The sequence below is a fragment of the Streptomyces sp. NPDC001568 genome (genome assembly GCF_042893755.1).
Classification (GTDB): domain Bacteria; phylum Actinomycetota; class Actinomycetes; order Streptomycetales; family Streptomycetaceae; genus Streptomyces.
In genome coordinates, this window is sequence record NZ_JBIAVF010000017.1 from 48,089 (window position 1) to 64,216 (window position 16,128).

Here is a 16,128-nt window from a genome sequence, read left to right on the forward strand (position 1 = left end):
ACGGCTCTCCCCTCCTCGCCCCGGCTCGCCCGCATCCTCCGTACCCGACACGGCCCGGTCGGCGCCGGGCCGCGGCGGCGGTGGCGTACGGTCCCCGGGGTGAGCGCGATCAGGCGGGTCCTGGGCGGGGCCCTCTTCCACGTACCGCATCCGTACCCGGCACCGGCACCCCTGCGGGACGTCGGGCCGGACGGCCGTGGCAGGGCCGCCGCACCCGCCGCACCCCGCGCCCGTCCCGCCGCGGTGACCGCGGTGTCCTGCGCGGCCCTGTTCCTGCTGGGCGTGAACACCACCGGCATCAACACCGCGTTGCGGGCGATGGCCGCGGACCTGGGCGTGGGCACCGCCTCCCTCGGTTGGGCCGTCGGCGCCTACATGTTGGCCGTCGCCGCGGTCGTCGTACCGGGCGGCCGGCTCGGCGACATGGTGGGGCAGCGGGTCACCGTCGTGACGGGGAGCCTGGTCTTCGCCGCCGGTTCGGCGGTCGTCGCCGCGAGCGGCAGCGAGGGCGTGTTGCTCGCCGGCCGGGTCCTGCAGGGCGTCGGGGCTGCCGCGCTGATGCCGTCGACCATGGCGGTGCTGCGGCTGGCCTGGCCTCGGGAGCGGCAGGGCGCGGCGCTGGGGCTGTGGGGCGCCGTCGCCGGGCTGGCCTTCGCCGTCGGACCGCTGATCGGCGGGGTGTTCACCGACGGCCCGTCGTGGCGGTGGCTGTGGTGGAGCAGCACCGGGTGGGCGCTGTTGGTGGCCCTCGCCGCGGTGTTCGCGCTGCGGTCGCTGCCGCGCGGCACGGGTGAGCGCGGCCTCGACGTGCCCGGTGTCCTGCTGCTGTCGGTGGGGCTGACCGGCCTGCTGGTCGCGTTGCAACAGATCCCCTCGTGGGGTGCGGCGTCCCCGGCCACCGTCAGCTGCTTCGTGGTGGCGGCCCTGGGCCTGGGCGCGCTCGCACGGGTCGAGTCGCGGCGGGCCGCCCCCCTGCTGCACCTGGGGCTGCTCCGCGAACCGCCGCTGGTGGCCGCGTGCATCGGGACGGCCGTGAACACGCTGTTCCTCATCGGGTTCCTGTACTTCTTCAACCTGTACGCGCTGTCCCCGGACACCCTGGGCTACTCGGCGGTGATGGCGAGCCTGGCCCTGCTGCCGTACGGGGCGTGCGTGTTCGCGGTGTCGATGGGTGTCGGGCCGCTGTGTGACCGGGTGGGCTACCGGTGGCCCGTCGCGGCGGGGATCGCGCTGAGCGGTGCGGGGGCCCTGTGGCTGTCGGGCGTGAGCGGCGACAGCGGGTACGGGGCGGTCCTGCCGGGCTCGCTGGTCCTGGGGGCCGGCGTGGGCATCACCCTGTCCGCGCCGTCCGCGGCGGGGCTGCGGGCGCTGGACGGCGGCCGGGCCGGCGAGGCCGCGGGCATCATCAACGTGGTCCGGTACGTGACGGCCGCGCTGGCCGTCTCCGCGGGCACCCTCGTGTTCCTCACGCGGGGCACCGCCCGACTGACCGGGGTCCTGAGGGACGCGGGCGTCCCGGGGCCGGGCGCCGCGGGCGCGGACCGCCTGCTGTCGGGCGCGGCCCTGCCCTCCGGGCAGCCGGTGGGGCCGGCGGTCCGCGAGGTCTTCCACCGGGCCACGGCCGCCGGCCTCGCCGAGGGCTTCGCCTCGGTGATGTTCTGGCTGGGCCTGCTCGCGCTGGCCGCGATCCCGCTGTGGCTGCTGCTGATGCCGACGTCCCGCCCCGCGGGGACCACCGCCCCCTGACGTCTTGCGGTGACGGCGCCGACGGTCGTGCTCGGCGCGCCCGGTCGCACGCTGCGTGATCGGTCGGCGCCGCACGGCGCAAACGCATGACACGCATTGCCTCGATGTCATCGTGTGTTCGCTCAGCAGATCCTCAGATCCGGATAACGATCACGTGACCACACAAGGGCCTTTCGGCCTGATCACAGCCCAATGGGCGTTATGCCGGTGATGTACACCACGGTTTTCGGCCGAGCACCGTGGTACATCTTCACGACCGTCTGCCGGACCACCCACGTCCGCGCAGAGGCGCTGGAGCCGGCCGACCGCCGGCAGCAACTCCATCACCATCCGGGGGATCGGAATCCGATCCGCAGCCGAGGACGGCGCGGTTCGGCATGGAGCGGAAAGGCGCACCACAGCATGACCTCGACGCAGGTTGAACAGCACCGCGGAGACGACGACGCGACCCCGGGCAGTACGCCCGAGGAGGGCTACGAGCGAGGACTCGGCAGCCGCCAGGTCCAGATGATCGCCATCGGCGGCGCCATCGGCGTCGGCCTCTTCCTCGGAGCCGGCGCGAACATCGCCAAGGCCGGCCCCAGTCTCATCCTCATGTACGCCCTCGCCGGCGTCATCGTCTTCTTCATCATGAGGGCACTGGGCGAACTGCTCCTGTACCGGCCCGTCTCGGGTTCGTTCGCGGAGTACGCCCGTGAGTTCCTCGGTCCGTTCTTCGGGTTCGTGACCGGCTGGACGTACTGGCTCATGTGGGTGGTCACCGGCATGGCCGAGCTGACGGCCGCGGCGATATACGTGCACTACTGGTTCCCGGACGTCCCGCAATGGGTGACGGCCCTGGTCTTCCTGGTGGTCCTGTACATCGCCAACCTGATCTCGGTGAAGATCTTCGGCGAAATCGAGTTCTGGTTCTCGATGGTCAAGGTCACCGCTCTGATCGGCATGATCGTGATCGGCATCGGCGTCGTGACCTTCGGGTTCAGCGCCGCAGGTGACACCGCCGCCGTGTCCAACCTCTGGGCGTTCGACGGCATCTTCCCCAAGGGCGTCGGCTCCAGCCTGATGACCCTGCAGGGCGTCATGTTCGCCTACCTGGCCGTCGAGCTCGTCGGCGTCACCGCGGGCGAGTCCGAGAACCCGGAGAAGACGCTCCCCAAGGCGATCAACACCCTGCCGTGGCGCATCATCGTCTTCTACGTCGGCGCGCTCAGCGTGATCCTGATGGTCGTGAAGTGGACCGAATTCGAGCCGGGGGTCAGCCCCTTCGTGGCGGCCTTCGCGAAGATCGGCATTCCCGCCGGCGCGGCGATCGTCAACTTCGTGGTCCTGACCGCGGCCCTGTCGTCCTGCAACTCCGGCATGTACTCCACCGGCCGCATGCTGCGCGACCTCGCCGCCAACTCCGAGGCCCCCAAGCTGCTCGGCCGGCTGAGCTCCACCAAAACCCCGGCCGTCGCGATCACCCTCTCCGCCGCCCTCATGGGCATCGGCGTGGTCCTGAACTACGTGGTTCCGGAGAAGGCGTTCGGGTACGTGATGTCGGTCGCGACCGCGGCGGGCATCTGGACCTGGATGATGATCCTGGTCAGCCACATCCGCTACCGCCGCGAGGTGGTCGCCGGCCGGCTGCCCGCCTCCTCCTTCCCCGCGCCGGGCGGCACGCTGTGCAGCTGGATCGCCGTGGCCTTCCTGCTGATGGTCACCGTGCTGATCGCCATCGACCCCGACAGCCGCGTCTCCCTGTACGTGGGCGCCGGCTGGGCGCTCTGCCTGTCGATCGGCTGGGCGGTGCTCAAGTCCCGCAACCCGCAGGTCGCGGCGCGGGCGAACCTCCCGACCCAGCGTGAGGCGGAGCGCACCCGCTCCTGACCCCCGCGCACGGCGACGGGTGCGTACCGGCCCATCCGGCCGGTACGCACCCGTTCGTGTTCGCTCCCCCCGGCCGGCCGGGGGCCCCTACTCCCAGTCGTCCCAGGGCGGGTCGATCTCCTCGGGGTCGAAGGGCGGTTCGTCCGCGGAGGACGGCGGTTCCTCCGTCGCGAGGAACGCGGCGGGGGCAGCGGCGCCCGCCACCCCCGCGGCGGCCGGGGCCGGGGACTTGGCGGGGGCGGCCGGGGCCGCACCGCCGCCGCCGCCGGCGACTTCCGCCAGGGTGTCGAGGACGCCCTGGGCGTACTTGGTGAGCTTGGCCTCACCGACGCCGCCGATGGTGCCGAGTTCCTCCACCGTGCCGGGGAGCCGCGTCGCGATCTCCCGCAGCGTCGCGTCGTGGAAGACGACGTACGCGGGTACGCCCTGCTCACGGGCCGTCTCGGCGCGCCAGGCGCGCAGGGCCAGGAAGATCGGCTCGGCCTCGGCCGGCAGGTCGACCGGCACCCGGGCGCCCTTGCCCGAGCGCGAGCCGGACTGCTTGCGGGACGGTGCGGTGGCCGCCTTCTCCTTGCGCATCGAGACGCTGCGGCGCCCGCCGAGGACCTCGCCGCTCTCGTCCGTCAGCACGAGCGTGCCGTAGTCGCCCTCCACCGCGAGCAGCCGCTGCGCCAACAGCTGGCGGACGACGCCCCGCCACTCGGCGGTGCCCAGGTCGGAGCCGACGCCGAAGACGGAGAGCCCGTCGTGGTCGAACTGGATGACCTTGGCCGTCTTCTTGCCCTGAAGGATGTCGATGATCTGGCCCGCGCCGAACTTCTGACGGCGTTCCTTCGCCAGCCTCCACACCGTCGACAGCAGCTTCTGCGCGGCGACCGTCCCGTCCCAGGACTCGGCCGGCGTCAGGCACGTGTCGCAGTTGCCGCACGCCTCGCCCGACTGCCCGAAGTACGCGAGCAGCCGCGTCCGGCGGCAGTCGACGGTCTCGCACAGCGCGAGCATCGCGTCGAGGTGCATGCCCAGCGAGCGGCGGTGCGCCTCGTCGCCCTCGGAGCCCTCGATGAGCTTGCGCTGCTGGACCACGTCCTGGAGGCCGTACGCCAGCCACGCCGTCGCCGGCTCGCCGTCGCGACCCGCGCGGCCGGTCTCCTGGTAGTAGCCCTCGACGGATTTCGGCAGGTCGAGGTGGGCCACGAAGCGTACGTCCGGCTTGTCGATGCCCATGCCGAAGGCGATGGTGGCCACCACCACGACGCCCTCGTCCCGCAGGAAGCGCGCCTGGTTCTCCGCACGCGTGCGGGAGTCCATGCCCGCGTGGTACGCCACGGCGTCGATGCCCTGCTCCACCAGGAAGGCGGCGGTCTTCTCGACCGAGGCGCGCGAGAGGCAGTAGACGACTCCGGCATCCCCGTCGTGCTCGGTCCGGATCAGCTCCAGCAGTTGCTTGAGCGGGTTGTCCTTGCCGACGATGCGGTATTGGATGTTCGGCCGGTCGAAGCTGGCGACGAAGTGCCGGGCCTCCTCCAGCCCCAGCCGCGCCACGATCTCGGCGTGCGTGGCCTCCGTGGCCGTCGCGGTCAGCGCGATCCGCGGCACCTTGGGCCAGCGGGCGTGCAGCATGGACAGCGCGAGGTAGTCGGGCCGGAAGTCGTGGCCCCACTGGGCCACGCAGTGGGCCTCGTCGATCGCGAAGAGCGACACCTTGCCCCGGTCCAGGAGCCGCTGCGTACCCTCGGAGCGCAGCCGCTCCGGAGCCAGGTAGAGCAGGTCCAGCTCGTCGGCGAGGAAGGCGCGCTCGACGGCTTGGCGCTCGTACGGGTCCTGCGTGGAGTTCAGGAAGCCGGCCCGGACCCCGAGGGCGGTGAGCGCGTTCACCTGGTCCTGCATCAGCGCGATGAGCGGCGAGATCACGACGCCCGTACCGTCTCTGACCAGTGCGGGGATCTGGTAGCAGAGCGACTTGCCGCCACCGGTCGGCATGAGCACGAGGGCGTCGCCACCGCCGACGACCTGGTCGATGATCTCCTGCTGTTCGCCGCGGAAGGAGCTGTATCCGAAGACGCGGTGCAGTACCTGCAGGGCGTCCGAGGTCTCGGGGGAAGGGTCCGAAGGGGCCATCCGAGAAGCCTATCGGCACCCGCCGACACCCCGCTCCACTCCCCCGCGGCCTGTGGAAAACCCTGTTCCGCCGGTCGGTGTCCGTCGGGTGTGAAGCGTTGCCTTCATACCTCCGGGTGAGGTCGGCGCCCTTCGGCGGGAACGGGCGGCGGGATTCCCTACGCTGGGCCCCGGGTGGTGGGCAGCCGCCCGACCAGCACGTCTCACGCTCCGGGAGTCCGCGTGACGCAGCAGCACACGACGCCACTGCGCCGGTGGTTCCGGTACCGGTTCGACAATCTGGTCGCGGGGGGTACGGCCCGGCTCATCGGCTGGTTCGCCCTGGCCTGTCTCGCCGTCGTCCTCCCCGCCAGCGCGGTCCTCGTGTGGTCCGACCGCACTCCCCCGGACGGCCTGTCCGACCGGCTCACGGCCGTGTGGGTCAGCGTCGGGCAGACGCTGAAGATCGGCGGCGCCGTCGGCTCCCCGGTGTACGTGCTGGCATCCATCACGCTCGCGCTGGTCGCGCTGCTCTTCGTGTCGACCCTGGTCAGTCTGATCACCACGGGCATCAACGAACGGCTGCTGGCGCTGCGCCGCGGCCACTCCACCGTGCTGGAGCACGGGCACACCGTCCTGTTGGGCTGGTCGGACCAGGTGTTCCCGGTGATCGAGGAGCTGGTGACCGCCAACGCCAACCAGCGCCGTTCCGCCGTCGCCCTCCTCGCCCCGAAGGACAAGGTGGAAATGGAGGACGAGATCACCACCCGGGTCACGCACCGCGGCCGGACCCGGATCATCTGCCGCAACGGCAGCACCACGGACCCCACGGAGCTGTGCCGGGTGAGTCCGGGGACGGCGAAGGCGGTCCTGGTGCTGCCGTCCGGCGGGGAGGAGGGCGACTCGCACGTGGTGAAGACGCTCCTCGCGCTGGGCGCCGCCGTCCCCGATCCGGGCGGGGCCGTGGTCGTCGCCGCGGTGCGCGACACCCGCAACCACGTGACGGCCGGGCTGGCGGCGGGCCCCGGCGGGCACGTGCTGTGCGTCGACGACATCATCGCCCGGCTCCTCGTCCAGACCGCCCGCCGGCCCGGGCTGTCCCTCGTCTATCAGGAGCTCCTCGACTTCGCGGGCGACGAGTTCTACACCGTCCCCGCCGGGAATTTCGTGGGGCGCCCCTTCGGCGAGGTGCTGCTGGGGTTCGCGACGTCCTCGGTGGTCGGCCTGCTGCGGGCGGACGGACGGGTGCTGCTCAATCCGGAGTGCGAGCAGCCGGTCGGGGCCGGCGACCTGATCATCGTCGTCACGGGCGACGACGACACGGCGGTGGAGTCGGACGTGTCGGCGTACGTCGACGGGGACGCCATCGCTTTGGCGCGGCGCGCCCCGCAGGCCACCGAGCGGCTGCTCCTGCTCGGCTGGAACCGCCGGGCCGCCCTGGTCGTGGACCAGCTCGACCAGTACGTGGCCGCCGGGACCACCCTGGACGTGGTGGCCCTCGGCGAGGACCCCACGGCGGCCGGCGCCCTCGGTGTGACGGCGCTCCGTCGGCGCCTCGACGTCACCTTCCACCGCGGGGACATCACCGATCCGCTGGTCCTGGCCAAGTTGGACGTGACCGCGTACGACAGCGTGATCGTCGTCGGCGAGGTGGGGGTGCAGGATCCCGCCCGGTCCCCGCACGCGCCGGAGGACCCGGCCGGCGCGGATTCCCGTACGGACGACCGGACGCTGGTCACGCTGCTGCACCTGCGGGCCATCGCGGAGGCCTCGGGCCGGGAGCTCGCCCTGACGACGGAGATGTCCGACGACGGGAACAGGCTCCTGGCGCCCGCGCGGGAGGGCGCCGACTTCATCGTGAGCGGCCGGCTGATCAGTCTGCTGATGACGCAGATCTCGGAGAACCGTCACCTCGCGGGGGTCTTCGAGGAACTCTTCGAAGCCGAGGGGAACGAGCTGTATCTGAAGCCGGTCGCGGACTACGTCCGGACCGGTCGTGAGGTCCCCTTCGCCACCGTCGTCGAGGCGGCCCGGCGTCGGGGCGAGTGCGCGATCGGGTACCGGCTGCGGGCGCGGGCGGTGACCGCCCCCGACCACGGGGTGCGGATCAACCCCGACAAGCGGGAGCCGGTCCGGTTCGCGGAGGGGGACTGGGTCATCGTGCTCGCCGAGAGCTGACGGGACGGGCCGCGCGGGGCCGGGTCGCTCGCGGCGGTGGTTCCGCTCGCCCGGTCAGGGGGTCGAGTGGACCTCCAGGGCGGTCCGTACGGCCGATTCCATGGCGCCCTCGATCCACGCGGGCTTGATGGAGGTGTGGCACCCGGCGAAGTGGAGGTTGCCTTCCGCGCTGCGGACGTGCGGGAAGAGCTCGGTGTGCTGGCCGGGCAGCAGGACGGACGCCTCGCCGTACGCGTACGGGTCGCGCATCCAGGACTGGGTGCGGCCGACCCCGGTGTAGAACACCTCGATCCGCTGCCCGAAGACCTCCTGGACGCCGGCGAGTGCGCGCGGGTAGCGCTCCGCGTCGTCCAGGGAGTCCCACTTCAGGGCGTCGTCCGACCAGCTGTAGGAGGCGAGGATCACGCCGCCGGGGCTGCCCTCGACGGGGTAGGACGGCTGGAACATGAACCGGTTCGGGTTGTCCGTGGCCGAGCCGCCGCCGATCACGCCGGCCGCCTCGGGCTGGTCGCGGCCGGTGGAGCGGCAGGCGGCGTAGTGGGCGCGCTGGGCGTCGGAGATGCGCCCCTTGGGCACGGAGGGGTGGGCTCCGAGCAGGGCGCCGTCCTCGGGGGTCCGGGCGATCTGGTAGTTCCGGTACAGGCCCGGCCTGATGGCCTCCAGTTCGCGCTTCCAGTCCGCTTCGTCGAACTCCCACCAGCGACGGCTGAATTCGAGGAGCACCTTGGTGGCGGCGTCGTAGTGCAGTTCGGTGACCGCGCGCCGCTTGCCGTACGAGAGGGCGGGGGCGACGGGAATGTGCCGGAGCCCGGAGAAGGGAACGGTGATGATCGCGGTGTCGCCGGTGAAGGTCTCGCGCCGTACGGGGCCGTCGCGTCCCTCGGACACGGTGTCGATGCTGACCTCGCGCTCGCCGTGCCGGATCCGGGTCGCGCGGCGGTCGAGCCGTACGAGGTCCTTGACCCGGCCGTAGAGCGCGTCGACCAACGTGGAGGTCCCGCCGGGCAGTTCGAAGAACGCGGTGTCCGGGCTGATGAGGGAGGCGCCGATGAAGCTGTGCACGAAGGCGAGGTGCAGCCGGGAGGTGAGGTTCTCGACGGTGCCGATGAGGTCGATGGTCCGCTCGTCGAGCTTCGCCTCCTCGGTCAGGTAGCGGTACATCGACATGTGGCCGTAGCGCTGGAAGACGCGGGCCCAGCCTTCGACGAGGGCCTTGTCCTGCTTGCCCTCGATCTCCTTGCGCACGGGCGCGAACGCGGCCCGGACGATCTGGGCGGCGGGCTGCGACTCGTGGGCGGCGGGCACCCCGAAGGAGCGGTTGAGCGTCTGCGGGGCGCGCGCGTAGTCCGCACGGCGGACACGGATGCCGTTGACGTGGATCCAGGTGCGGTAGGCGGGGCGGCCCGATCCGTCGACGTCGACGAGGTGGAAGCGGCGCCGCTTCAGTCCGAGGCTGTCGATGAGTCCGGTGACCAGCGGGTGGCTGTCGGGGATGCGCATCGCGCCGGCCTCGGCGTACTGCTTCGGATCGGCGAACGCCGCGGGCGCGTTCTCGTGCCCGCCGGTGCGGAAGGTCTTGATCCGGCCGCCCACCCGGTTCCCGTTCGCCTCGATGACGGTGACCTGGTGGCCGGCCTGGCGCAGCAGGTGCGCGGCGGTGAGTCCGGCGGGGCCGGCGCCGACGACCAGGACCTTCTTGCGGTTGCGGGAGCGGGGCAGGCCGTTCTTCAGCAGGATGTCCGCGTACCGGGGCACCAGCGGCTGGTCGTCCTCGTCGCGTACGAGGACGGCCCGGGCGATGGTCAGGCAGGTCTGCCAATCGGGACGCGCGGACCCGGAGGGGGCCTGCGGGGTCTCGGCGGAGGCGGCGGCGACGGTGAACGCGCCGGCCCCCGCGACCGCGGCGGCGCCGGCGATGAGGGTGCGTCGGGAAGGCCGGCGGGCCGGCTCCGGCGCTGCCCCGTCGGGAAGTTCGGGGGTGGGGAGCGGGTCGTTGATCATGAAGCAACTCTTGCGGCCCGCCGGTGCCCCGGTTCACCGAAATCCCCCGATGGGACGAACAACCACCCGGACGTGATCCACGGGCCGCGGTGCTGACGAACGGGGTTTCGCACGGCGGCTTTCGACTGTGCGAGGGTGATCGTTCGAAAGGAGATCATCATGCGCAGACCGAGCGTGCCGGAGGACCTCGATCCCGCCGGACGGCTGTGGGCGAGGGCCGTGACGTTCGCGGTGCTGGCCGCCGCACGGGGCGATCACGAGGAGTACTGGCTGGACGAGGACGGGGTCTGGGGCGAGAACGGCAGCGGTTCGTTCTGGTGGCGCATGCGGAGGTGCGGTCCCGACCGGTTCGTGTTCTGCGGCCAGGACGCGGACGGCAGCTACACCCATGTCGGCCCGGAACCGCTGGACTTCCTCGCGGGCGGCCCCGACTGGCTGCCGTGGGAGCGGTTGCGCGACGACGCCGCGGGGAACCTGTTCGGTTTCGTCTACTGGTGGGAGAACGGTGCCTGGCACCGCGTCGACTACCGCGAGGACGAGATGGGCGACGGGCTGGACGGGGCCGCTCCCTGGGCGGACTCCGTGGCGGAGTTCCTCGACGAGGCCGAGTGCGTGCTCGGCGATGCCACGGGGGGCGGTGCGGCGGTGCGGGAGGCGGTGTCCGCGTTCGCGGACCACGCCGAGCGGCGCACGGTGGACGGGGACGCCGTCGGCGCGCTCCTGAAGGCCGCCGGTACCGGTCCGGAGGGCGGCGCGCTCGACGCGGACGCGGCCCTGGAGTTGGCCCGGCGGGCGGGCGTCACCGCCTGAGGTCCCGACCGCGACCGGCGTACGCGAGAAGGCGCCCGCCCCGGGCTCGTGGCCGGGGCGGGCGCCTTCTCACTTCAGCGGAGCCGCGCTCGTCGGTGACCCGCGGGTCAGACCTGCGGGACCGGGTAGGTCGGGTACTCGACGCCCGAGACGTGCTGGACGACGCGGATGACCTGGCACGAGTAGCCGAACTCGTTGTCGTACCAGAGGTAGAGGATCGCGTTGTCGCCGTCGACCTTGGTCGCGCCGGCGTCGACGATCGAGGCGTGGCGCGAGCCGACGAAGTCCATGGAGACGGCGTCGGGGGCGGTGGTGAAGTCGATCTGGCGCTTCAGCGGGGAGTGCAGCGAGACGTCGCGGAGGTAGTCGAGGACTTCCTCGCGGGTGGTCTCGCGGCCCAGGCGCAGGCTCAGGATGGCGATCGAGACGTCCGGGACGGGGACGCGGATCGAGCTGCCGGTGATGGGCGCCTTGAGGTCGGGCAGCGCCTTCGCGACGGCGGAGGCGGCGCCGGTCTCGGTGATGACCATGTTCAGCGGCGCGGACCGGCCTCGGCGGTCGGCCTTGTGGTAGTTGTCCAGCAGGTTCTGGTCGTTCGTGAACGAGTGGACGGTCTCCACGTGACCGCGCAGGACGCCGTACTCGTCGTCCATGGCCTTCAGCGGCGGCACGATGGCGTTCGTGGTGCAGGAGGCGCAGGACAGGATCTGCTCGTCCGGCTTGATCGTGTCGTGGTTGACGCCGTGCACGATGTTCGGGACGTCGCCCTTGCCCGGGGCGGTCAGGACGACCTTGTCGACGCCGGGACGCAGGTGCTTCGACAGACCCTCGCGGTCGCGCCACTTGCCCGTGTTGTCGATGAGGATGGCGTCCTTGATGCCGTACGCCGTGTAGTCGACCTCGGAGGGGTCGTTGGCGTAGATCACCTTGATCGCGTTGCCGTTGGCGAAGATCGTGCTCGTCGCCTCGTCCACGGTGATCGTGCCCTGGAACTGACCGTGGATGGAGTCGCGGCGCAGCAGCGAGGCGCGCTTGACGATGTCCTGGTCGCCGCCCTGGCGGACGACGATGGCGCGCAGGCGCAGCCCGTTGCCCGAACCGGCCTTCTCGATGAGGAGGCGGGCGACGAGGCGGCCGATGCGGCCGAAGCCGTAGAGGACGACGTCGCGACCCTCGCGGCGCTCGATCTTGTTGGCGCCCGTGGCGCCGGCGACCGCTTCGGCGGTGAACGCCTCGACCGAGAGGCCGCGGCCGTCGGTCTTGTACGTCGCGGCCAGCATGCCGAGGTCGATCTGGGACGGGCCGAGATCGAGGGCGACGAGCGCCTTGAGGAACGGCAGGGTCTCGGTGACCGAGAGCTCCTCACCGGCGATCTGCCGGGCGAACCGGTGGGTCTTCAGGATGCTGACCACCGACTTGTTCACCAAGGAGCGGCTGTGGAGCAGGATCGTTACGTCCTGTTCCCGGTGCAGCTTCCCGATGATCGGGATCATCGATTCCGCGATCTCCTCGCGGTTTTTCCAGTTGGTGAACGAGTCATCTTTGACAGTCACAGGTTTATCTTTCGAGCTAGGCGGCGCTCATATGCTAACCCCTTGTTCGTTTGATCATTCAAGGGGGTGCCCCGCCCCCCGAGCGTCCCCCTGCCCCGCCTGGATCGACGCGGTGGCGGATCCCGACCGGATCTCCGGCAGGGGCTCTCGTACCGCTCTACGGGCCGGCGGGGGCGGCGGGGGCTTCGGCACCCGCCGGTACCTCCAGGATCCTTCCGTCGATGCCCGCGCGGTAGAGGCGGCCCGCCGCGAAGCCGCTGTCGCCGCGCCCGTAGGTGAGCTGGGTGGAGAGGTGCAGTCCCGAGGTGACGGCGCACAGGGCGCCGCCCTCGACCCGCCAGACCTGTCCGGACGCGTGGGTGGAGATCAGCGGGCGGCCGGCGGCGTCGAGGGTGAGGCCGTCGGGCAGGGCCAAGGCGTCGGGGAGGGCCGTGGAGATCCAGCGCCGGGGATGGTCCGGATCGGAGACGGGGATCCGGTGGAGACCGGGGGCGATCGTGGTCTGGACGACGAGGACCTCGGAGCCGTCCGGCGAGACGGCGATCCCGTTGGCCTGCGGAACCCGCGCCCAGGCCGGGTCCACGCGCCCGTCCGGGGTGACGCGGCCGATGTTCCGGCCGCCCAGCGTCGTGGTGTACACCGTCCCGTCGGGGGCGAGGGCGACCCCGTCGATGCCGCCGAGGCCGGAGGCGTACGTACGCACGGCGCCGGACTCCGGGTCCACCAGCAGGAGCTCCGAGCGGGGGAAGAAGTCACCGGTGAGGGAGTGCGCGAGGTCGTTGCCGGTGCCGACGAGGAGTTTGCCGTCGGCCCGCACCACGATCCCGCCGTTGGCGCCGATGTTCCCGGTCAGGGCGACGGGGGCACTGCCCGGGGCGTCGATGCGGTGGACGCGGCCGGTGTAGTAGGCGGTGGCGAACATCCGGCCCCGCGCGTCGACGGCGATCGACTCGACCCAGTCGGGCAGTTGCGCCACCTGGACGGGCGGGGCCGCCGGGCCGGTCGGGGCGCACGCGGGAGCGGCGTACGCCGGGACCGGCGCGAGCACGCCCCCGGCCGCGACCAGGAGGACCGCCGGTACGAGTGCGGTCGGCGGGCGGCGGCGCGGCCGCCGGCGCCGCGGTCGGAAGGCGGTGCGCCAGGTACGGGTCGACCTCATCGGGGTCCCCTCCGTCATCGGCGGGCCGGTCCGCCGGGCGCAGTATCGACGCCGCGCCCGCCCGGCACCACCCCGCCCCGACCCCGGCGGCCGGAAGCGGCCGCCCGGCCTAGAAGGCGGAGCCGATCTCGTCGGCGGCCCGGCGGGGTCCGGGCACCCGTACCGGGCCCCGGCCTCCGGCCCGGGTGATGATCGAGTCGAGGATCTCCCCGACCCGGACGGCGGTGTTCGACAGCAGCGCCGAGGTGATGCCGTGGGTGTGCTCGGTACCGCCCTGGAGGTAGATGCCGCACCGCAGTGCGGGGTCGGTCGTCACCCGGTAGTCGCGCTCCACCCGGACGCGGCCCCGGTCGTCGCGCAGGCAGTAGGCCTCGGCCTCGCCGAGGAGTCCGAGCCCGTCGGCGGACCGGTATCCGGTCGCGTAGACCAGCACGTCGGCGTCCAGTGGCGTCCGGTCCCCGGTGACCAGCGACTCGACCGTGGTGCGGACCTTCTCGGGGGTTTCCACGACGTCGGCGAGCCGGGACACCTTGAGGAAGCGCAGCCGCTCGGTGCCGAGGACCTTCTCCTGGTACTCCTGGCGGTAGAGCTCGTCGATCAGATCGACGTCCACGACGGAGTAGTTGGTGTTCCCGTGGTACTCGATCAGCTTGCGCTTGATCGCCTCGGGGGCGGTGAAGTACTCGTCCACCGCCGCCGGGTCGAAGATCCGGTTGGCGAAGCTGCTGTCGTCGGCGGGGCTGTACCCGTAGCGGGAGAAGACGGCGCAGACCTCGGCGCGCGGGAAGGTGCGGTGCAGGAAGGCCACGTTCTCCGCGGCGCTCTGGCCGGCGCCGACCACGATGAAGCGGGTCGGGTCGGCGTCCTTGAGTCCTTCCACCCGGGTCAGCAGGTCCGAGTTGTGCCAGACCCGTTCCGTCCGTTCGACGCCCTCCGGGAGGTGCGGCCGCAGGCCGGTGCCGATGACGAGGTTGCGGGCGCGGTGCACGACGCGTTCGGTTCCGGACCGGGCGGTGACGTCCACGTACTCGATCACGCCGTCCCGTACCACGGGGCGGACGTCGACGACCTCGCACCCGTACGAGACCATGTCGTCGACCTTGGCCGCGGCCCACTCGAAGTAGTCGTGGAACTCGACGCGCAGCGGGAACAGGTTCTTGTGGTTGACGAAGTCGATCAGCCGCCCCTTGCTCTTGAGGTAGCAGAGGAAGCTGTATTCGCTGGTCGGGTTGCGCAGGGTCACCAGGTCCTTGAGGAAGGACACCTGCATGGTGGCGTCGTCGATCAGCATGCCCCGGTGCCAGCCGAAGTGCGGCTGCCGCTCGAAGAAGTGAGCCGTGACCGCCTCCTGCCGTCCGACGCCTGCGTTGTGCTCGCTGAGCGCTATGGCCATGGCCACGTTGGACGGCCCGAAGCCGATTCCTATGAGGTCGTGGATCACTGGCGCGTCGTCAGGATGAGCCTCTGACATGTCACTCCCAATCGTGCGGGGCAGTCGCTTGCCGGGCATTGGGGAACCGGGGGGCAGGGCGCGCCGGAGGAGTGGCGGCCGAGCAGAACTTAGGCAAGGCTAACCTGATCTTCGAGTGATTGTCGATGGGCAAATCAGATCGACCCTGCGGCTCGACGGGCCGAACTCCCTCCGAAAAATGCACCATTGCGACGCTTAGGTAAGCCTTGCTTTACTGACGCGGGCTCATCCCTGCCGAAACGTCCGAACGCCCAAACGCCTGAACACCCGAACGCCCGAACGCCCGAACCCGCCGTCCCCCGCGCACAACGCACCCCGGACGGCGACCAGATCCCCGCGACCACCACTCGCTTCGACGGGTGGCCGGCACCCCGGCCGCCCTTGACCCCAAGGGAACATCACCCATGCGCACAGCACGGCCTCGGCACTACCTCATGTGCCGGCCCACGCACTTCGACGTGGTCTACTCCATAAACCCCTGGATGGACCCGAAGAAGCCCGTCGACACCCGGCTGGCCATCGCCCAGTGGGAGCAGCTGCGCGAGGTCTACCTGAGCCTCGGTCACACCGTCGACACGATCGATCCACTGCCCGGCCTGCCCGACATGGTCTTCGCGGCCAACGGCGCCACCGTCATCGACGGCCGCGCGCTCGTCGCGCGGTTCCGGGACGCCGAGCGCATCGCCGAGGGCCCCGCCTACCACGACTGGCTGCGCGACCACGGCTTCCCGGACCTGCACACGGCCGACGTGGTCAACGAGGGTGAGGGCGACTACCTGCTCACCGGCGACTGGCTGCTCGCCGGCACCGGCTTCCGCAGCGACCCGCGCTCCCACGACGAGGCCCAGGAGTTCTTCGGCCGTCCCGTGATCGGGCTGACGCTCGTCGACCCGGACTACTACCACCTGGACACCGCGCTCACCGTCCTCGACGAGCGGACGATCGCCTACTACCCGGCGGCCTTCTCCCCCGGCAGCCTGGCCGTCCTGCGGCGCCTGTTCCCCGACGCGGTCGTGGCCGCCGCCGAGGACGCCGCCGTCTTCGGCCTCAACGCGACCTCCGACGGGTACAACGTCGTCCTGCCGCAGAACGCCTCCGGTCTTGCCGAGCGGCTGCGCGAGCGCGGCTTCAACCCGATCGGCGTCGACCTGTCCGAGCTCCTCAAGGCCGGCGGCAGCGTCAAGTGCTGCACGCTGGAGCTCCGTCCGACGCCTTAGGCAACGCCGGCCGCAGGGCACGCCGCC

General features: G+C 71.6%; 10 protein-coding genes. 5 read left to right on the forward strand and 5 right to left on the reverse strand.

Annotated elements, in window-relative coordinates; genetic code table 11:
* Positions 1-99: 99 nt before the first annotated feature.
* Both ACFY0I_RS28395 and ACFY0I_RS28400 read left to right on the forward strand, forming a co-directional pair.
* Positions 100-1,746 (forward strand): MFS transporter, encoded by a 1,647-nt coding sequence (locus tag ACFY0I_RS28395; RefSeq protein ID WP_388901149.1) that lies wholly within the window; start codon positions 100-102, stop codon positions 1,744-1,746.
* Positions 1,747-2,148: 402 nt separating this feature from the next.
* Positions 2,149-3,615 (forward strand): amino acid permease, encoded by a 1,467-nt coding sequence (locus ACFY0I_RS28400; RefSeq protein ID WP_388901151.1) that lies wholly within the window; start codon positions 2,149-2,151, stop codon positions 3,613-3,615.
* Positions 3,616-3,702: 87 nt separating this feature from the next.
* On the opposite strand, the gene recQ is transcribed toward ACFY0I_RS28400, so the two are convergent.
* The gene (gene recQ / locus ACFY0I_RS28405) at positions 3,703-5,733 is read right to left on the reverse strand and encodes a DNA helicase RecQ (protein WP_388901152.1); all 2,031 of its coding nucleotides are present in this window, start codon (positions 5,731-5,733) and stop codon (positions 3,703-3,705) included.
* Between the two features lie 222 nt (positions 5,734-5,955).
* On the opposite strand from recQ, the gene ACFY0I_RS28410 reads away from it, so the two are divergent.
* Positions 5,956-7,890 carry an NAD-binding lipoprotein gene (locus ACFY0I_RS28410; protein WP_388901154.1) on the forward strand — a complete coding sequence of 645 codons (1,935 nt, stop codon included), beginning with the start codon at positions 5,956-5,958 and terminating at the stop codon, positions 7,888-7,890.
* 54 nt (positions 7,891-7,944) lie between these two features.
* On the opposite strand, the gene ACFY0I_RS28415 is transcribed toward ACFY0I_RS28410, so the two are convergent.
* Entirely contained in the window at positions 7,945-9,891 is a 1,947-nt protein-coding gene (locus tag ACFY0I_RS28415) for a flavin monoamine oxidase family protein (protein ID WP_388901156.1), read from the reverse strand.
* Positions 9,892-10,050: 159 nt separating this feature from the next.
* On the opposite strand from ACFY0I_RS28415, the gene ACFY0I_RS28420 reads away from it, so the two are divergent.
* Positions 10,051-10,701, forward strand: coding sequence for a hypothetical protein (locus tag ACFY0I_RS28420; protein WP_388901157.1), 651 nt, complete (start codon positions 10,051-10,053; stop codon positions 10,699-10,701).
* 107 nt (positions 10,702-10,808) lie between these two features.
* On the opposite strand, the gene ACFY0I_RS28425 is transcribed toward ACFY0I_RS28420, so the two are convergent.
* The 3 genes from ACFY0I_RS28425 to ACFY0I_RS28435 form a co-directional block, all read right to left on the reverse strand.
* On the reverse strand, positions 10,809-12,254 hold the full coding sequence (locus ACFY0I_RS28425; protein ID WP_388901159.1) for a glyceraldehyde-3-phosphate dehydrogenase: 1,446 nt from the start codon (positions 12,252-12,254) through the stop codon (positions 10,809-10,811).
* A gap of 157 nt (positions 12,255-12,411) precedes the next feature.
* Complete coding sequence (locus tag ACFY0I_RS28430) at positions 12,412-13,413, reverse strand: SMP-30/gluconolactonase/LRE family protein (protein ID WP_388901161.1); 1,002 nt, start codon at positions 13,411-13,413, stop codon at positions 12,412-12,414.
* 109 nt (positions 13,414-13,522) lie between these two features.
* Positions 13,523-14,884, reverse strand: a complete 1,362-nt coding sequence (locus tag ACFY0I_RS28435) for a lysine N(6)-hydroxylase/L-ornithine N(5)-oxygenase family protein (protein ID WP_388901163.1) — start codon at positions 14,882-14,884, stop codon at positions 13,523-13,525.
* A gap of 404 nt (positions 14,885-15,288) precedes the next feature.
* On the opposite strand from ACFY0I_RS28435, the gene ddaH reads away from it, so the two are divergent.
* Positions 15,289-16,101, forward strand: a complete 813-nt coding sequence (gene ddaH, locus ACFY0I_RS28440; RefSeq protein WP_388901165.1) for a dimethylargininase — start codon at positions 15,289-15,291, stop codon at positions 16,099-16,101.
* Positions 16,102-16,128: the final 27 nt, after the last annotated feature.

What these genes read in the sequence shown, in the direction of transcription:
- ACFY0I_RS28400 (WP_388901151.1), top strand. Translation starts at nt 2,149, where the DNA reads ATGACCTCGACGCAGGTTGAACAGCACCGCGGAGACGACGACGCGACC.
- ACFY0I_RS28435 (WP_388901163.1), bottom strand. Translation starts at nt 14,884, where the DNA reads ATGTCAGAGGCTCATCCTGACGACGCGCCAGTGATCCACGACCTCATA.
- ddaH (WP_388901165.1), top strand. Translation starts at nt 15,289, where the DNA reads ATGCGCACAGCACGGCCTCGGCACTACCTCATGTGCCGGCCCACGCAC.
- ACFY0I_RS28430 (WP_388901161.1), bottom strand. Translation starts at nt 13,413, where the DNA reads ATGAGGTCGACCCGTACCTGGCGCACCGCCTTCCGACCGCGGCGCCGG.
- recQ (WP_388901152.1), bottom strand. Translation starts at nt 5,733, where the DNA reads ATGGCCCCTTCGGACCCTTCCCCCGAGACCTCGGACGCCCTGCAGGTA.
- ACFY0I_RS28415 (WP_388901156.1), bottom strand. Translation starts at nt 9,891, where the DNA reads ATGATCAACGACCCGCTCCCCACCCCCGAACTTCCCGACGGGGCAGCG.
- ACFY0I_RS28420 (WP_388901157.1), top strand. Translation starts at nt 10,051, where the DNA reads ATGCGCAGACCGAGCGTGCCGGAGGACCTCGATCCCGCCGGACGGCTG.